The organism is Maribacter antarcticus DSM 21422, from assembly GCF_000621125.1.
Lineage (GTDB): Bacteria > Bacteroidota > Bacteroidia > Flavobacteriales > Flavobacteriaceae > Maribacter > Maribacter antarcticus.
Map to the genome: position 1 here is coordinate 14,269 of NZ_JHZC01000018.1, position 17,447 is coordinate 31,715.

The window sequence follows — 17,447 nt, forward strand, 5'->3', positions numbered from 1 at the left end:
TGATGTTAACCTTTCAAAAAAAAAACATAAAACACCAAACGAATAAATAGAACGACAATGAAAAAAATTAAAATAATCTTGGTACTAGTCGTAATGGGAATGACTACACAAACAAATGCTCAATTCTTTAAAAAATTAACAAAAAAAGCACAAGAAGCCGCCGAGGAAACTATAGAACGTAAAGTTGCTCAGAAAACAGAAAGGGAAACAGAGAAAACTTTTGATACAGTATTTAACAATAAAGGTAAGCTTTTTAAAAAGGAAACGGCAGAAAAGCTTGAAAGCTACACATTTAGTCATCAATATATCATGGAACTCGTAAGCGATAATGACACTACTGACATTACGTATTATTTAACCAATGACCATGAATACATGGGCAGTTCATTTACCGCAGGAAAAGATCAACAGTTCATTACCGTAATGGATTTGCCAAATTCTGCCGTGCACACCTTTATGAATATGGGCGGACAAAAAACCATGAACTCTATGAAAATTGATTTAGAGGAAGTTTCAGACACAGAATTTGAGACGCCAGAAATTTCTATTATACCAACAGGACAAACCAAGGTGATTTTGGGATATGAGTGTCAAGAATTTCAAATTACAGGGTCTCAACTATCCGGTACTGTTTGGGTAACCCAAGAAGCGGGAATATCAATTCAAAAAGCCTTTTCACAATTAAAATCCAAAAAAATAAAAAGAAGCAAGGGTATGGATCAATCCTGGGTAAGTATGGTTGATGGCTTGGCTCTTGAAATGAATATGATAGATTATTCTCAGAAAAATCCAAAACTAATAAAAATGATTTGTACAGATCTTCGCGAAAGCGCATTTAGTATTAACACTTTAGAATATGAAAAACCTTTTTAACCAATATACTATGAGACAGCTTACACTATTACTTGTTTTCACCATGCTGATAGGGTGTAATGACTCTACCAAAAAAGAAGCTACAACTACATCGATTCTTTCTCAAGAAGCATCTACCGCACCAATTGTAAAGAAAGAAACTAAAAACAACAATATTCTTTGCCAAATAAATGGACGGGATTGGGCATATACCAAAGCATCAGGTATTGTATCTATGGAGGGGAAACCCAGAAAACGTACTGCTATAATTACATTTACAAAGAAACTCGAAAAAGGCAGTGAAACCATACAGCTATATTATGATGCCGATTCTTTTGAACTAATAATCGCATCCTTACAACTGAAATTCAAGAATAAAGATGGTAAACTATTTACCTGTTATTACTATCTCAGTCCTGACACACAAAAACATAGTCCAAAAAGCATTATGTCGGGCACAGTTGATTTATCAAATCTAACTGCAGCCTCTGGCACAGCAGTTGTATCAAACATTAATATTAAGTATGAAAAAGAAGCGCTACTCAACCCTGAAGAAGGGGTAGTAACCCTAACCGACTTAGAGTTTACAGCTATTGGGTATTCTGATATTGATAAACTTTCAAACGCTTTCAAAAAATAAATCAACTACTTCGAAAAAACATAGAAAATAATACGATTATGAAAAACTTAGTATTCGTCCTCATTCTATTTATCACAAGTCTTTCTTTAGGTCAGGAAGAAATAAAAATACCCGAACTAGACATTGGCAATGAGGTTTACACACTTGAATTTAATCCCGACCCACAAAATGAAGAAGTGATTTCGGCCTATATGCAAGGTACTACAGAGAAAGATTCCCTGCGATTTTGGGCAGAGGGTACAACCCTTCTTCAAAAAGTAATGGTAACAGTTATTACGGATAATACTTCTGAGATTAAAGTAGACATTGTTAAAGCTAATTGGAAAGACAGTAAGATTAATGGTCGTACTAAAAATGGTTTATTTCAGGAGTCTTTTGAGACCGCTGGTAAATTTGGAATTGTAATTAACAGTACAAAACCCAATATTTCATTCCAACTTGCGGTTTGGACCACTGGTGAAAATATCCCATATATGGGTAATTTATACTATTCGGCATCTGATGAAGCTACTTCAAGAGGTGGGCAAATGGTCGCTAGTGTAATATCTGAACAGCAAGATGTTGCAATATTCAATGATTCAAATACTTTGATGTACATCACAATAGGCTTTTTCTGTATAATTACTTTATTATTGGTGCTATTGTTAATAAAAAAGAGAGCTACCAAAACGTTAATGATTTTCTTTTGCTTCATTCTAAGTCAAGAAACTAGTACCGCTCAAGCTCGTCCATCGCTTTCAGAGGTTTTTACTGGAGCCCTTAGTTTTGTTATCGAAAATCATGATGGTATTCAAGATTTCTTTGAAGGGGCAAATAACGTAGCGAATGAAATTAGAAGACGGTTAGGTCCTGATGATGACGATGCACAAGCACAAGTAGATGCTAGTGGAGGCCCAAGATTACCTTCTTCGTGCATACCACCACAGTTTGGAACCAGTAGAAATAGTAATGCTAATTCAACAAGTCAGGGTTCTGGTAATTCTTCCAGTACAAATACAATTTTTGAACCTATTTCTACTTCAACATCAAATTCAGACGCTAACAACAATACCGAAAATGAAAATTATGAAGAACTAGATTCTTTTGGAAGACCTATATATGATAGTAATAACCACCGCATAGACTACCCTGTATTTGGAGATGATGAGCGCCCAGAATATGATCTCAACGGCGACCCTATTGAATATGGCGAACAATCGCATAATGACGCACTAGATTCTTTTGAAAGACCTGTATATGATAGAGATAACAGACCCATAGACTATCCTGTATTTGGAGATGATAAGCGTCCAAAATATGACATCAATGGACAAGCCATTGAATATGCAGAAGGCGACACAGAACCAAGACCAAGATTAGATACCAATAAGAAACCTATTGAATATGATAATAATAATCATCCTAAATATGACAATAAGGGTAATCCTATAAACTACCATAAAGATGATTTTAAAAATCCTCCAAAAAGAAATAAGGAGAATGGTTTTCCTGTTGAAGAAAAGCAAAGCCTTGAAAAAATAAAGAATAATGATAATTCACCCAATGGAACACTAATGGCAGTTTTAAAAATAACTAAACACATTAACAGTATTGACGTCAACATTAATACTAAAGAATTTAAGAACAAAGATTTTAAAGTAAAGTATGCAGAGGCCAATATTTTTGGCACAATATCATCATTAATCACCTATGAAAATGAAAATGAAGCTGGTTGTGCTTGTTTAGAGAAAGAGTATGACAACCTCAACAACAGACGTTTAAATTTAGAGAGGCTTCGCGTAATCTTTGCCCATGCCATGAAAAAAATAAATGCTGGTATGGCCTTCGGTGATAATGTTTCTGGTGTGCATGGAGTTTCTGGATTAGTATGGCAAAGTCAAAAAATGATTATCCTAACAAAATCGATACCCACCTTAAACAAAGCATATGATGATAAATATGCAGAAATGATCCATGCCCTTGAAGAAAACTTAAGAGCTATTGAAAATTGTGAAGCCATGTTAGGTTATGATAACTGGTATAACCATGCTGGTTTCATCTACTATCAATTTATGGCCGATAAATACAAAAGAAACTAATCATGAAAAATTATATTGTAATACTATTTTGTGGACTGATGGTCATTTCGTGCTCGGAGGAACTAAAAAAAGAGGTGTCAACTGACAAAGATTCTGAGACGGAAAGTACCTCAAAAGACGATAATTCGGATTTGTCTTCCAAGGATATCAAAGAATCCTTGGAGTTATTAGGTGGTTTCTTAAATACGCACAATGAAAATAAAAGTGAGGACAGTTTATCCCAAGAGGAGAGCGCTCTTGAAAAACTCCTCGAAATAAGTGAAGCTGGCTCTAAAGAAGATGGTAGCGGCAGTTCGCTTGGAAACATGTTGAAATCTACAATGATTCTAGATTTATTGGAAGCCAGTGGAGTTTCCAGAGGAGAAATGGAAGAACTCATCAACAATCCCGATAGTCTTCGCATTCTTGCCCAAGAAGCAATAAAAAATAGAAAAAATAAGCAACGAGAAGAAGAAGCCTATAAAAATAAAGGCAAACTATCCAAAGAACAACTGGCATCAAAAAGTACGCCTACCGGCGTTTCGTTAGAGGAAGCGATTTTATTGGTTCAGGCAGAATCAGGGCCAGACGCTACTATGGCTAAATTAAAGAAAATAGATTCTTTAGCGGGCACCAATATAATGGAACAGCTAGACCTTAGAGAAGCAAGATACATAATGACCGATATAGAACGAAAAAATGAACTACCAGCAAGTGCAGAAGAAAATCAGAAAATGAAGATGCTACGTAAAGTGTCAGGGCAAATGCATAGCGCAAAAGAAGCTGAACAACTACTAATAGAACTTGAAAAAACAGAAAAAGAGATTGCCTCAGGTAGCTTGAAGGCGAGCCCAAAATACCAAAGGACCATTGCACATCAGAAAAAAATCATCAAAATTTTCAAAAAGAACTTTGCCAGAAAAGCAGCTGCCGCTAAGAAGAAATTTCAAGAACTTAATCCCGACCTCTATTTTGGAGGGGAGGTAGGGGAAACCTATGTAGGTCATATGCGAAAAGCTGTCTATCTACCCTTAGGTAAACTCTCATTTGCTGACAAAGTCGTAAAAGCCAACCATCCACTATTGTTGACCCAACAAGTAAAAAACGTGTTGGGCGAACCAGATGTAATCAAGGGTTTTCTTGCGGAAGATATTACAGGAATTCACAGTCTAGGTCTAGGGGGAAGTCTCAGCATACAGTTCACAGACAATGCCCTGACGGATGTTAACGGACCGGATTTATACATCTTTGAAATTGGACAAATTGAACCCACCAACCTAGAAATTTCTAAAGATGGAAAAAAATGGATTCTGGTAGGTAAAATAGACGGCGGTGTGGCCGAAGTTGATATCGCACCATTCGTTAAAAGAGGTGAACTATTCTACTTCGTAAGATTGAAAGACCTTAAAAAAAGCAGTGCTCTTCCCGGGGCAGATGTAGATGCCATTGCAGCAATAGGTGCCGCCATGCGACTGAATTTAGATAGTAAAGTGCTTTTTGAAACTGGAAAATCCGTATTGAAACCGGAAGGCATAACCGCCTTAAAAACCCTAGCAAAAAGTATCTCTATCCTTAAAAAAGGAAATGTAATCGTGGAAGGTCATACGGACGATATGGGAAGTGACCAAACCAATCAAAATTTATCCTTGGCAAGGGCAAAAAGTGTCTCTGCCGAACTTAAAAAATTAATTCCCGGAAGCGGTTTTAGATGGAAAGAAATAGGATTGGGGGAATCAGAACCATTAGTTGAGAACGATACCGAAGAAAACAGAGCCAAAAATAGAAGGGTAGAGGTTTTAGTGCTGCCAAATTGAATAAAAAGCACAATGAAAAAAACAATATCCACCTTATGCCTTCTCATAAGCTTTAGCTCCTCTAGCAACTTGTTTTCTCAATCATCACCAGATAGTCAAATTGGAGGTTGGGAACTTCAAACAAAAACCGGAGGTATAACCAGAAACATGTTTTCTAGGGTAGACCACGACTTTATTTTATTTTCATCTGATTGTAAATTCAATAGTTACTTCAGCAATCCCTTAAAGCTTTCATCAAACTATAATTTATGGAAATCCAAATCAATTCGTGGAAATAGCTTGTGCCATATTAGTGTTGATAATGATTTTATAGACGGAAGATGTTTTACGGTTAGTCAAAACAGCTTATTTATTAAGGATGAAGTTCATAATGGCTTTACCGCTGTTTACATCAAAAAATATACCGAGGAAGAAATTGACAGGTTTTTTGAAAAGCAGCACACAGATAGTTAGTGTCAAATTATTTTAAAATTTAAGATCATGAAAAAGAGCATCCAATTACTATGTATTATTTGCATATTTATTTGCAGCACGGCCTATGGACAAAAGCAATCACAATTAGAAGTACAAAAATTAGTTGATATTTTGAACCTTACGATGTCTGAACGCATTCAATTAAATATTGAAAAAAATAAAGCTATACTTCAGTGGGATAGCATAAATAAAAATTTTGATTTACGTGACAAGGCTGCAATAGCAAAGGATAGTCTGTCCAAAGAGGAGATAGATACAAGACTATATACTGCTGGCAGGTATATAGGGAATATCTTCTGGCAATATGATTTTGATCCTGTTTCAAGTTTAAAAACAAGCTTTAAAGCAAACCAATCTGGAAAAATATTCTTCACCCTGGCATTCCCAGTAATGGACACGATTTTGATAAGAACCAATCTAAATGAGTATACCAGTCACCATAGGGTTCTGGATTCTAGAATGCATAGCGTAATATGGTCAGGTGAGAACTATATAAGTATACTTCTTCAGCCAGAGAAGGTAACCAATACCATTCAATTTAAAGTACGGGGAATCACTATTAGCGGTAAATTTGAAAGAAGGGACCAGCACTTGATTCATAAAAATTATACCAAAAACTTACGTGTCATTCTTAGACGGGAATTTCAAGTTTTCTTTGATGACATACTCTTGACTTTAAACAGTTCAGAAGATGCTATTGGCGTTTCATCCGTGGGTAATTAGTAAATATTGGCGTGTAAAGTATTGCCCTAACGCTAAAATAAATCTACGAAGCTATATTAGCTACGAATAATTGTCAATTCAAAGCAATCAATTAACACCTTCCAATAATTGTCCTTGCAATTGCTCGCAAAATAATTTATGAACCATTACAAAATAGGATTTAGTTGATTATTAATTCCTGAATTATGTTAACCTTTTATGTTTTAAAACATCAATTGAAAACGATAAATAATTAAAACAAAAATTATGAAACTCTACAACAAAACAAACACAATTGCAAAGAAACTATTCACATTAATGGCTTTGGCATTATTCACATTTAATTTTGGCCAGGCCGCAGAGAAAATTGTACATCTAAACACACCAGAACCAAATAAAGAAATAGACTATGGAAACGCTGAATTAGATCGCTTAGTCTCAAAAATTAATGATGGGTATATTTTTAACGCTCATATTAGCTCTACCACTGTAAAGAAAGATAGAAGTATAGAAAAAGCGTTTACCACATTTGGCTCGGGGCCCTTAAATATGATAAAAAATGGAAGCGTTAGTATTAAGAACGTAAAAACAGCTTTTAACGACCGAAATAATTTTCAAAGTAAAAAGACAGTAGAAAGTATAACTCTTTCCTCGGCTGGGAAAAGTATTAAAATAAGAATGCAATTTCATACGTGGGCTCAATCCGTAGTGGAGCTATCCAATGCCAAAATAACAAAGGAACGATTCGGATATTTTCTTACAGGTTCGCAATCCAATGGAACAAAAACGGTGTATTATACTATCGTCATTTCACACAGAGGCAAGCTTATTTAAAAACGTAAGAAGCATTTAACGAAATTTTATTTGTGTGCCTTCTTACTGAATTAAATCGATGTAAGCAAACGAGATATTTCCCAGTATTTATAGAATAAAAGGGGGGATCCTCCCCACTACTTGGGACAAGAAAGAAAAAATACGCTACAAGCATCGGGAGAAATTAAACTATAAGTGGTTAAGCAATAAGGCATTTTTTTAAGATTTTACACGTATTCATAGTTCTATTTGAGCATACCGAAAGCTGCTTTGATGCAATGACACATACTTTATAGTCTTTGACACATAATTTACTTGGAGGACGTAGGTAACAATTTACTTTTATAATAGACAGCACTATATAAATTTTAACTGATCTAAGGAACATTGAAATACGATATAATAACTGAACCCTTAAACTATTAATTATGAGAATAAAAATAATACAATCTCTTTTTACAGTTATGATTTTATCTTCCTGTATCAAAGATTTTTATGGACACCCGAATGATAAAGACAGGATTTTAACTGAAAGCAACTATGTGTATACAGATGATTTAAAGAGCGCGCATCTGCAAACTATCGTGACACAATTAAACATTGAGCTTAAGCAGACCGACCCTGATAAGGAAAAAGAAAAGTTTGACTTATTGAATGATGAATTAGAGGAAACACAAAGTACATTAAGCGATCTAGCCGAATTTCGGAAATCGGTATTTAAAAGAAGACCACCGCTCCCTCCATGCCCCAATCCTCAAAGCTGCATAAAATGGCTAGGCGTACAATACCTAACCCAACGTGCAGGTTTAGCTAAACTTCAAATGATTATTTACGACGAAAATCAAAATATAATAGCACAAACCGAGGGTAATCTTGAGCAATTAACAGGTTTGGAAGTACCCTTGGATTATGTAGTTCTTATTTTTAAGAACCCGGAATACAGAGGTGCTATTCAAATAAAGGTTATTGAAACTATGGGTAAGGTTGAAACAGCTTTCTCAGTAGCTTCAGAAATAAAGTAACTTATTTTTTTATATCATAAGAAAACCTCCCACTCGGAGGTTTTCTTATGATACTTTGCTTTCTTTAGATTCAATAAAACATCATTAATAAATTTATTGCAAAAATTTGATTTTCAAGCAGTTAAAATTAATTCATCTGCCTTTAATTGGGCAAGTGTAATTTTAAACTTATACTTTTAGGGTATGGTATTACATAAAGTTATTTTCTGCATAGGTATGCTCTTAGTTAGCTTTACCTACGCACAAGATTATAAAGAGGTAATACGACACTTAGAGAACAAAGCGGACACCCATTTCTATACCGATCAAGATTCCACTTATTACTACTATAATAGAATTTATGCCCTTTCTACGGCACAGGGAGACTTCATAACCGCTATTGACAATCTAAACTACCTGTGTGAATCCGCGGGCTATCATTATGATATGAATACCTTAAATGAAACAATAGAAACCATAGACAGACTCATTAAAGAGCATAAGGGTGTACTCGATACTCTTCCAGACAAGGGTGATTTTCAAAAAAACTACCTTTATTACAACACAGGTAATTATCACAATAAGCTAGAAAATTATACTCTTGCACAGGAATCTTTTCAAAAAATAGAAAAGAACATTACACAAAAGACAGATTTTTCAGAAAACCCAGATGATGTTGGTTTTCTATCTACGGCCTACAGTTATATCGCTAAAATGAATTCCGTACAACACCGATTTAAGACTTCGGACGACTACTATCAGAAAAACATACGCTTGTTGGAAAAGTATATACCAGAGGATAAAGATAACCTTTACAAGGTTTTTAATCTATACGCTAATTCCCTATACCGGCAGAAAAAATACCAAGAGGCGAAAGAGCTTTGGCGACGCAGTTTTTTACATAATGTCGCCAACTATACTCCAGATAATAAAAACAGTATAGTCTCTACAGGTCTTCTTTTGTCAAAAGTATATGGTGAACTTAACCAATTGGATAGCGCAAACTATTTTATTGCAAAAACACATTCGTACCAAATTCCAAAACATTTCGTGCATAGATATCTTACGACCTCTGGTGACATTAAAGGGATGGAAGAGAAATTTGATGATGCGCAGTATTTATTTTTAGAGGCTTTAGGTCTTGCCGACCAAGTCAATAAACCACTTATAAGTTTGAAGCTTGGAAATTTGTTGGCCAAACAAAAAAAAAATGACAGCGCGTTATCCTATTACCAAGATGGTCTAAAAAATATATCCAAGGTGTTTACTTCAAATAATCTTGAGGACAATCCCGTGCCAAAGTATGTTATTAAAAAACAAGAGTTTATTAGAATACTTAAACAAAAATCCTTGGCCTTGAACGCTAAGCCAACCCTTGAAAATTATCATAGAAATCTAAATGTTATTGAAACGGCTATCACTACAATAGATCTGTTGAAACCGTCTTTTAAAAACGATAAGGATAAAGTTTTTCTAATCGATAATGCCTATCCAATCTTTGAATCAGGTTTGGAAACAACGTATAACTTATATCGATCATCTGAGAACGAGCACTATATAAATGAAGCGTTCCGTTATGCAGAAAAGAGCAAATCCGTATTATTATTAGAAGCTCTATTGTCCTCACAGGCAACAAAATTCGCAAATATTCCCAAGGATATACTAGAACGAGAAAATGAGCTAAAATCAGCGATAACCCGTACCGAAAGAAAATTGACATCCTCCGATACTCCAGATGTATTTCTGAAAGACGAGCTTTTTGACTTAAGACAGGAACATCGCAATCTGATGGTGGATATTGAAACCAACTATCCCGCTTATTTTAATCTTAAATATGGCAGTCATGTTTTATCCCTGCCTGAAATACAAGAAAAACTAACCGACAATGAACTATTGATTTCTTATTTCTATGGGAATGAAAATAGCTATACTCTTGCAGCAAGCAGACATCAGCAGTATTTTGAAAAAATCCCGATTTCAACAGAATTGGAAGCTAAAATCAAAAGCCTTCACCGTATGCTTTCCGATTCAAAATCAAATCAGGATTCCCTTTCCAGTGTAAGTCATTCCCTATACCTAGAACTATTGGCGCCTGTGCTAGATGTGTTTCCGCAGGAAAAAGTGATTATTGTTCCTGACGGACTTCTAAATTATATTCCTTTTGGGAGTTTGGTCACCAATCTAAATAAGAACCGCTACTTTGTTGAAGACAGAGCAATCAGTTATGTCAACTCGGCAACACTTTGGTCGCGATTGAACAGTACCGAACAATTGGAAACTAAACTTCTAGCCTTTGCACCAAGTTTTAGTCCAAACGCCCAGTCAGATGACAAGAGGGCTGTAACCTTGGGTAAATTACCGCATAACAGAGAAGAAGTAGCGCAAATTTTAGCTTCTTTTAAGGGTGATTCCTTTATTGGTAATGAAGCCACACTACAAAATTTCAAAGCATCAATTTCGGATTATTCGGTACTCCATTTAGCTACGCATGCAGTTTTCGATGATGAAAATCCAGAGAACTCCTATTTGGCATTTACACCTAAATCCAATTTGGAAAATCAACTTTTTGTAAAGGACCTGTACAATCTTACGCTAAATGCAAGCTTAGTAGCCTTAAGCGCTTGCGAAAGTGGTATTGGAGAATTAAAAAGAGGTGAGGGTTTTTTAAGTTTGGCCCGAGGATTCTTTTATAGCGGAGCGTCTAGCATTGCAAGTACGCTTTGGAAAGTGAATGATAATTCTTCATCTGTGATTATGGGACGTTTTTATAAGAACCTCGCCGACGGCAAAACAAAAGATGAGGCGCTTAGAGAAGCAAAACGTTGGTTTTTAGAAAAAAATAGAGAGAACGGTCTTTCTCATCCCTACTATTGGTCTGGATATCTTATTCAAGGAAATACGAAAGCACTGGTTACATCTAAAAATTGGCAGTGGTATATTTTTGCAAGCATTATAGTACTTTTTATTTTTCTTGGCAGAAAACGCCTACTCCAGCTTGTCAAGTAAGTTGGTAGCCGCATTCATCTTATAAGTTCCTTCCTTTAAAAGGATGTTGAGCAATGTTATCGATTTTTCATTTTGCTCTAATTTTAAGTAAGCGAGCGCCTGGTACCACAAAGCTTCAGCACGATAATCACTATTTATCAAACCAATTTTTTCAAATGTATCAATGGCTTCTTGAGTGTCGCCATTAGCTAAATAGGATTGCCCTAGATAAAAATCGACATAATCGAGACCTGTTTCAGTTTTCAATTTTTTCAAATAATCGATTGCTATTTGATACTCACCACTTTCATAAGCTTCAAAAGCCTTACGTTCTATAGAAGTATCATTGCTTTCTCCTCGGGTAATCGTATATACGGTGTTCGGATATTGCTCGTAATTTGCGTCATACAACGTATCCGTGGTAGCTAAAAAACCGAAATTAAAGAGGAACCAACTGGCGCTAAGCAGAATTACAATACTTGCCGCAATGCGCAAGGGTATCCAAAAAGTATTTTTTGTTTTGGAACTTACCGAACGCCCTTCTTCAAAGCCTTGCAGTTTTCTCTTTAATATTTCGCGCTCACTACCTTTAACAGCCGCCTTAACATTCTTTTCCAATTCAAATTGAATCTTAAAATCAGAATCTACTTTTAAAAAATTTTCAAAGAGAACCTGCTCTTCAAGTGACAGCGAACCTGCAAAGTATTTATCTATTAAGTTTTCTTTTTCCATCACGTACTGGGGTCATTTTTAATGGCTTCCTTTAATGTTTTAAGACATCTCGATTTTTGACTTTTCACCACATTTTCACTATTATAACCACCTGCCACCATTATCTGATTAATATTGTATTGTTTGTAATAGAACAAAGTTAATATACGCTTACATTTATCACCCAGTCTTTCAAAATACTGTTTTAATAATTTTTGCTCTGGGGATAGTACTTCGTAAACAATATCAAAATCTTCTATTTCAATATCTACATCAACTACACTACTCAATATAAATTCATTATTGATTTTCTTGTTGTTCTTTCGCAATCGCTCCATAATCTTGTATTTGCCAATACTGATGAGATAAGTACTCAAGGAGCTTTTTAGTTCAGTACACTTTCCGTTTTCAATATTCTCATAAAGTGCTACATAAGTATCTTGATATACATCCAATATTTCATCATCACCAAGATCATAGCGCTTAGCGAAATTTAAGAATAAATCCCTGTTATCCTCATATACTTTTTTAAAGGCAATCTCGGAACCTTCTTTCAATGCCTCAAAAAGTGATTGGTCTGTTTGCCTTTCCATTTAATGTAGTTGGTACCTAAAAGTTAACATCTAAAGGTAAAACATTATTAGCCATGTTAACCTTTTCAAAATAAGTTCATTAAAAAGTGTAACTAAAACATATAAATCTGATGAAAATCATTATCACTTCGCTACTATGTATACTGGCATGTAGCATGAATGCCCAATTAGTCGTAGACGATTTTACGACAGGCCCGGTAGACAAATTAACCTACGTAGGTATGACGGGGGATAGAACCCTTTTGTCTGGCAGTGCCATTGTTGGCAAGTACCGTCAAATTTATTCCAAAGTAAACCAAAACCTCTACAAGCAAAATATGCAATTAAGCATTAAGAAAGGGCTGCTTGTGCTGAGCTATGCCTATGACATTAGAGGTACTACTTATGTAAACTACGGTGTGGGTAAAAAGGGAAACGCTCCTTTGAATCTTGATCTAAGTAAGTACAAATCTTTGAAGGTAGAATTTGAGGCCAAGAGCACAATCAATGGAATAAACCTAAATCTTTTCACTGGCACAACGTATGCTGCGTATGGTAAGCATGTGCCCGCACGGGAAGGAACCTTCGTGTTCACCATTCCCTTTTCTGAAATAAAACCTACCGGAGATAAATTCACCTATTCCGATATCGACTATATCAGATTACAATTCGATTCTAGAAGCAAGACCGGCTGTAATATGGCCATCAATAAAATCTGGTTCGAATAAATAAATTATAAATTTTTAAATATAGAAAACATGAAAACAATTTTAACAACACTCCTAGTTTTTGCAACCTTGGCCTTAAATGCCCAATTGGTAGTAGACGATTTCTCAACAGCAGCAATGCGACAGGTCAATGTTAAAACCCCAGGTGAAAAAGAATTTAAACAAACGGGAAACAGGGTACTTAACAAAAAACGTACGGTAGTAATTAAAATAAAGGATAATCCAGAGAACCAACTATTCCTTGCACAAATAGCAAAAGGAAAACTGGTGTCTAGTATAGGGTGCGGTATTACAGGGGTAGTAGAACTGCGTTATGGATACGATTCCACTGAAAAAATGAATCTTGACCTTAGTAAATACAAGAACCTTAATATCCAATATGATGTAAAAAGTAACTTTGGCCGGGTGTATGTTAGTTTATTCTCAAATGGGCCTAACAGAGGTTTGTGGAGGGGAAGAAATAGAACTACAGAACTATTTCAAGGTAGCGTTGCACCAAACGGCAGCAGTAGGCCTTTTGTTCTAAAAATACCATTAAACGAATTTATCAAAATTCAGGACAACTCAGAGGTTGATAATAAATTTACCATCAAAGATGTAGATTATATGAAAGTTCAATTTCTATCACAAGGCAAGCAAGGATTAAACTTTATCGTCAACAAGATCTGGTTCGACTAAATTCTTTACTAATTTAAAACAGAAAACATGAAAAAATTAACTTCAGCACTCGCTTTAATATTGACAGCCACAACAATTTCTTTCGCACAAATACGAAATGAAAACGTGAAAATCCCCCCAAAAGGAACAGTTAATCTAGCCAACTATGACGGGAATCTTAATTTAGAGACCATCAAAAAGCATATTACATCTGGCAAACTATGCTACACCATAAACCTCAGTTTAACAGCCATAATGCCACCTAAAAAAGCTACGCCTGTAAAGGCAATAGATACACATTATGCTTCTACAAAATATGTAAAGGTAGAACGAGAATATTTGCGATCTAATGGCTTGTTGCTCAGAAGTGATAAAAGGTTCAATAGGAATTTTGGAAATAATTTTGAGGTATTGATATACCCTCAACGAAACGACAAAAAAAAGGTTGACAAAAACCAAGTGAAGTTAACCTGGAAGATTCCTGAATCGCAGCTTAGAACTTTTAACTTAAAAAACGTGTCAGTGCAGTATAAACCACATGGAATCTTAATAACAGGAGATTATGAAGTAGACGGGATTGTCTTTGGCGTAAGCATAGCACTCATTCCAAACAGCTGTATTCTTTAGCTGCACTATTTAATTAAGTAATACCAAAGACCGAGTATAAAAACTTGGTCTTTTCATTTCTCGATGTTAACCTTTTCTTGGTTTAAACATAAAAGGAATACTCATAATAATACAAATTATGAAAAACTTAAAAATTACATTTTTTAAAACCACACTAAAGCTTCTTTTTGGCATACTGCTATGTATTAGCTGCGATGATCAACTAGATGATGTAATGGTTTTTGAAGAAACTATATCAGTTGAACAAGAGTTTTTAGGTAGTATTACTATCAATCCCACAATTAAAGATGTAATAAAGATTACAGGAAAACAACCTGCACCTGCAATAGAAACATTATTAGAAAATGCTACAGTAACTATCCGAACACGAAACAGCGGTGCTAACATTGTTTTATTTGATGCTACTCCTTATTCGGATTTAACATGGCCAATGAGGATATCTCCAAATTCTTACAATATTGTAATTCGCTCCGGTAATTATGTAGCCGATGCATTTTTTGAAGTAGAAGAGAATGAAAATGAAACACTAGCTGTAGCGCTACAGCTTGATGGTATATTCTACGCTGTTAACTTTAGCCCTAAAGTAGTTACAAAATACCCAGATATTAGCGCAGAAATCACAATTTCGTATTCTGCCATACACTACACTTTTTCGCCTAATTCTCTTATTAGTAAATATTATACTCAACTTTTTTCTTTTGAAGGTGCTTATTGGAACATACGTTTACCAGTGCGAGCTGCAGAATTATCAATTACAGCAACAGAAAATTCAGGAGAAATAATAAGGCTAAATATACCTTTATCGGGCGCAACTGGTCTAGGGTATAACAAGGATGTAACTTTTAACATTGAGTTTTCTGAAGATGCGAACACTACAACTTTAAATACTAACATTACCGTTACGGAAGCTAATGAAATTAACGAGACAGTAGCGTTTCCACCAACAAAAAGCTAAAAATTCTGAGTTCCTAAAAGCAAATTAAAACGTTTCAAACCTTTAATATAAAGGAGAACAACACATATTCTTTAAAAAACTATAATTATGAAAATAAGACTTACATTTTTATCACACGTATTATTCGCCTTACTGATCACATTTTGCTCATGCGAAAAAGAAGGAATACAGGGGCCAATTGGACCCGCTGGAGCAACAGGTGAACAAGGCACTACAGGACCAGAGGGGCCCACGGGTGAAGACGGTGAAGCTTTGGGTGTTCCGGGTCCACAAGGAAATCAAGGAGAAACAGGGGCAACTGGTGAAACTGGCACAGTGGGTACAAACGGAATTGATGGCGTTGCCGGTGCTAATGGAACAAACGGTGCTGATGGTAATGCCAATGTTATTGCTTCCGATTGGACAAGCCTAAACTTTTCAAGTACTTGGGATGGTAACGATGAAGCTCGTTTTGAGCTTTCAGATGCAAATATCACACAAACAGTAATCGACTCTTATGCTTTGTTGAGTTATGTGAGATTTAGCAGCGTTACGGTAGCTGCTTCATCGGTTCCGTTTATAAGTTTGGGTAAGCAATATGAAGTTCATGATTCCATGATGCTTGGCGAATACGTGGCTTTCGCCATAGTGAACGATAAGATAGCTCGCCCCACTCCACCAACTAACCTTGAGGTAAGATATGTACTTATAGCTCCTTCGAGCCTTGCTGGTAAAAATGATAGTCCGTCATTAGAGCAAGTGCAAAGAGACAATATATACATTAGTAGCTATAAGGATGTAATGGATTATTTGGGGTTGGATTATTAATGGTTAAATAGGTACTAACAATAATCCAGGCGCTACCCTTGATTATTGTTAGTACCGATGTTAACCTTTTTGTAAAAAATCATAAAAGAGAAAGCAAGAGCTTCTACTAAAATAAAAAAAATGAAAAATATAATTCTAAAATCAAAACTAATTTTTGTGATCTTTGCGACAGTATTAGCAGTGTCATGTTCGGCAGATGACAGTATAGATAGGGTCATAGGTGATGCTGGCATGCAAAGCGAACAAGGGTTGCCAGGTACGGATGGTGAAAACGGAACAACCGGAAGTGATGGTGTAGATGGGGCAAACGGCGAGGATGGAACAAATGGCACAAACGGAAGTGATGGTGTAGATGGGGCAAACGGCGAGGATGGAACAAATGGGACAAACGGAAGTGATGGTGTAGATGGGGCAAACGGCGAGGATGGAACAAATGGTACAAACGGAAGTGATGGTGTAGATGGGGCAAACGGCGAGGATGGAACAAATGGCACAAACGGAAGTGATGGCGTGGACGGAACGGATGGCGAGGACGGAACGGATGGGGAAGATGGCAATACTAATGTAATAGCGTCAGACTGGTTGGAGCCTACAGAGGATTCTTATAGTGTGAACAATGCACGGTATAAGTCTTTAGTACTTGCAGACCGTATAAGCCAAAACATAATGATGGAAGGGGTATTCTTAGTTTATTATGACAATGATGTAGAGATAACATTGCTCCCTAAAAATTATTTAGCTACCGGTGTTATTAGTAAGACTGTGGAAACTAGTATTAACCATGCGTCGCGCAGACTCTACGTTTCGATAAGAAAATTTAATTCAGATTTAATAGCAGGTGAATATCTGTGGAACCCTAGTGGACCTGCATATAATAGGGGCATCCGATTTAGATATGTAATTATCCCAAGTGTAACAAATTCAAAAAACAATAGTCCTGACTTCAAGAAAATGTCTTATGAAGACGTAATGAATCATTTTGAGCTAGCACACTAAGCTATGATGCCAAATAGAGGATTTTTCTAATCAACATATTATACTTCTAAAATACC

At 35.8% G+C, this 17,447-nt stretch carries 17 protein-coding genes; 15 read left to right on the forward strand and 2 right to left on the reverse strand.

The features are described from left to right. Window positions 1-57: 57 nt before the first annotated feature. The 9 genes from Q360_RS0113920 to Q360_RS23370 all read left to right on the forward strand — a co-directional run bounded on the left by Q360_RS0113920 (window position 58) and on the right by Q360_RS23370 (window position 11,359). Complete coding sequence (locus tag Q360_RS0113920; protein WP_084273450.1) at window positions 58-873, forward strand: DUF4412 domain-containing protein; 816 nt, start codon at window positions 58-60, stop codon at window positions 871-873. A 10-nt stretch (window positions 874-883) separates the two neighbouring features. After that, on the forward strand, window positions 884-1,492 hold the full coding sequence (locus Q360_RS0113925) for a hypothetical protein (protein ID WP_156950122.1): 609 nt from the start codon (window positions 884-886) through the stop codon (window positions 1,490-1,492). Between the two features lie 38 nt (window positions 1,493-1,530). Then, the gene (locus Q360_RS0113930) at window positions 1,531-3,570 is read left to right on the forward strand and encodes a hypothetical protein (protein ID WP_027077640.1); all 2,040 of its coding nucleotides are present in this window, start codon (window positions 1,531-1,533) and stop codon (window positions 3,568-3,570) included. A gap of 2 nt (window positions 3,571-3,572) precedes the next feature. Beyond that, window positions 3,573-5,363 carry an OmpA family protein gene (locus Q360_RS24770; protein WP_051554736.1) on the forward strand — a complete coding sequence of 597 codons (1,791 nt, stop codon included), beginning with the start codon at window positions 3,573-3,575 and terminating at the stop codon, window positions 5,361-5,363. A gap of 12 nt (window positions 5,364-5,375) precedes the next feature. Then, window positions 5,376-5,816 (forward strand): hypothetical protein, encoded by a 441-nt coding sequence (locus Q360_RS0113940; protein ID WP_036196021.1) that lies wholly within the window; start codon window positions 5,376-5,378, stop codon window positions 5,814-5,816. A gap of 27 nt (window positions 5,817-5,843) precedes the next feature. Continuing rightward, window positions 5,844-6,560, forward strand: coding sequence for a hypothetical protein (locus Q360_RS0113945; RefSeq protein ID WP_027077642.1), 717 nt, complete (start codon window positions 5,844-5,846; stop codon window positions 6,558-6,560). Window positions 6,561-6,806: 246 nt separating this feature from the next. Next, window positions 6,807-7,373: a hypothetical protein gene (locus tag Q360_RS0113950; protein WP_027077643.1), complete on the forward strand. Its 567-nt coding sequence runs from the start codon at window positions 6,807-6,809 to the stop codon at window positions 7,371-7,373. 407 nt (window positions 7,374-7,780) lie between these two features. Next, window positions 7,781-8,374, forward strand: coding sequence for a hypothetical protein (locus Q360_RS0113955; RefSeq protein ID WP_156950123.1), 594 nt, complete (start codon window positions 7,781-7,783; stop codon window positions 8,372-8,374). A gap of 183 nt (window positions 8,375-8,557) precedes the next feature. Beyond that, entirely contained in the window at window positions 8,558-11,359 is a 2,802-nt protein-coding gene (locus Q360_RS23370; protein ID WP_051554737.1) for a CHAT domain-containing protein, read from the forward strand. Here Q360_RS23370 and Q360_RS0113965 read toward each other — a convergent pair. Then, window positions 11,339-12,070, reverse strand: coding sequence for a tetratricopeptide repeat protein (locus Q360_RS0113965; protein WP_027077645.1), 732 nt, complete (start codon window positions 12,068-12,070; stop codon window positions 11,339-11,341). The genes Q360_RS23370 and Q360_RS0113965 overlap by 21 nt on opposite strands. Then, a complete protein-coding gene (locus Q360_RS0113970) occupies window positions 12,070-12,642 on the reverse strand; it encodes an RNA polymerase sigma factor (protein WP_027077646.1) in 573 nt (190 codons plus the stop codon). The genes Q360_RS0113965 and Q360_RS0113970 overlap by 1 nt, the downstream gene beginning before the upstream one ends. Window positions 12,643-12,752: 110 nt before the next feature. Here Q360_RS0113970 and Q360_RS0113975 point away from each other — a divergent pair, with 110 nt between their 5' ends. The 6 genes from Q360_RS0113975 (at window position 12,753) to Q360_RS24780 (ending at window position 17,391) form a co-directional block, all read left to right on the forward strand. Continuing rightward, window positions 12,753-13,349, forward strand: coding sequence for a hypothetical protein (locus Q360_RS0113975; protein ID WP_156950125.1), 597 nt, complete (start codon window positions 12,753-12,755; stop codon window positions 13,347-13,349). A gap of 30 nt (window positions 13,350-13,379) precedes the next feature. After that, window positions 13,380-14,027, forward strand: a complete 648-nt coding sequence (locus Q360_RS0113980; RefSeq protein WP_027077648.1) for a hypothetical protein — start codon at window positions 13,380-13,382, stop codon at window positions 14,025-14,027. A 27-nt stretch (window positions 14,028-14,054) separates the two neighbouring features. Further along, on the forward strand, window positions 14,055-14,633 hold the full coding sequence (locus Q360_RS0113985) for a hypothetical protein (RefSeq protein WP_027077649.1): 579 nt from the start codon (window positions 14,055-14,057) through the stop codon (window positions 14,631-14,633). Between the two features lie 118 nt (window positions 14,634-14,751). Then, window positions 14,752-15,588 (forward strand): hypothetical protein, encoded by an 837-nt coding sequence (locus Q360_RS0113990; RefSeq protein WP_027077650.1) that lies wholly within the window; start codon window positions 14,752-14,754, stop codon window positions 15,586-15,588. Window positions 15,589-15,675: 87 nt separating this feature from the next. After that, window positions 15,676-16,395: a collagen-like protein gene (locus Q360_RS0113995; RefSeq protein ID WP_027077651.1), complete on the forward strand. Its 720-nt coding sequence runs from the start codon at window positions 15,676-15,678 to the stop codon at window positions 16,393-16,395. Between the two features lie 120 nt (window positions 16,396-16,515). Continuing rightward, window positions 16,516-17,391, forward strand: a complete 876-nt coding sequence (locus Q360_RS24780) for an ICP22 family protein (protein ID WP_084273451.1) — start codon at window positions 16,516-16,518, stop codon at window positions 17,389-17,391. Window positions 17,392-17,447 lie beyond the last annotated feature (56 nt).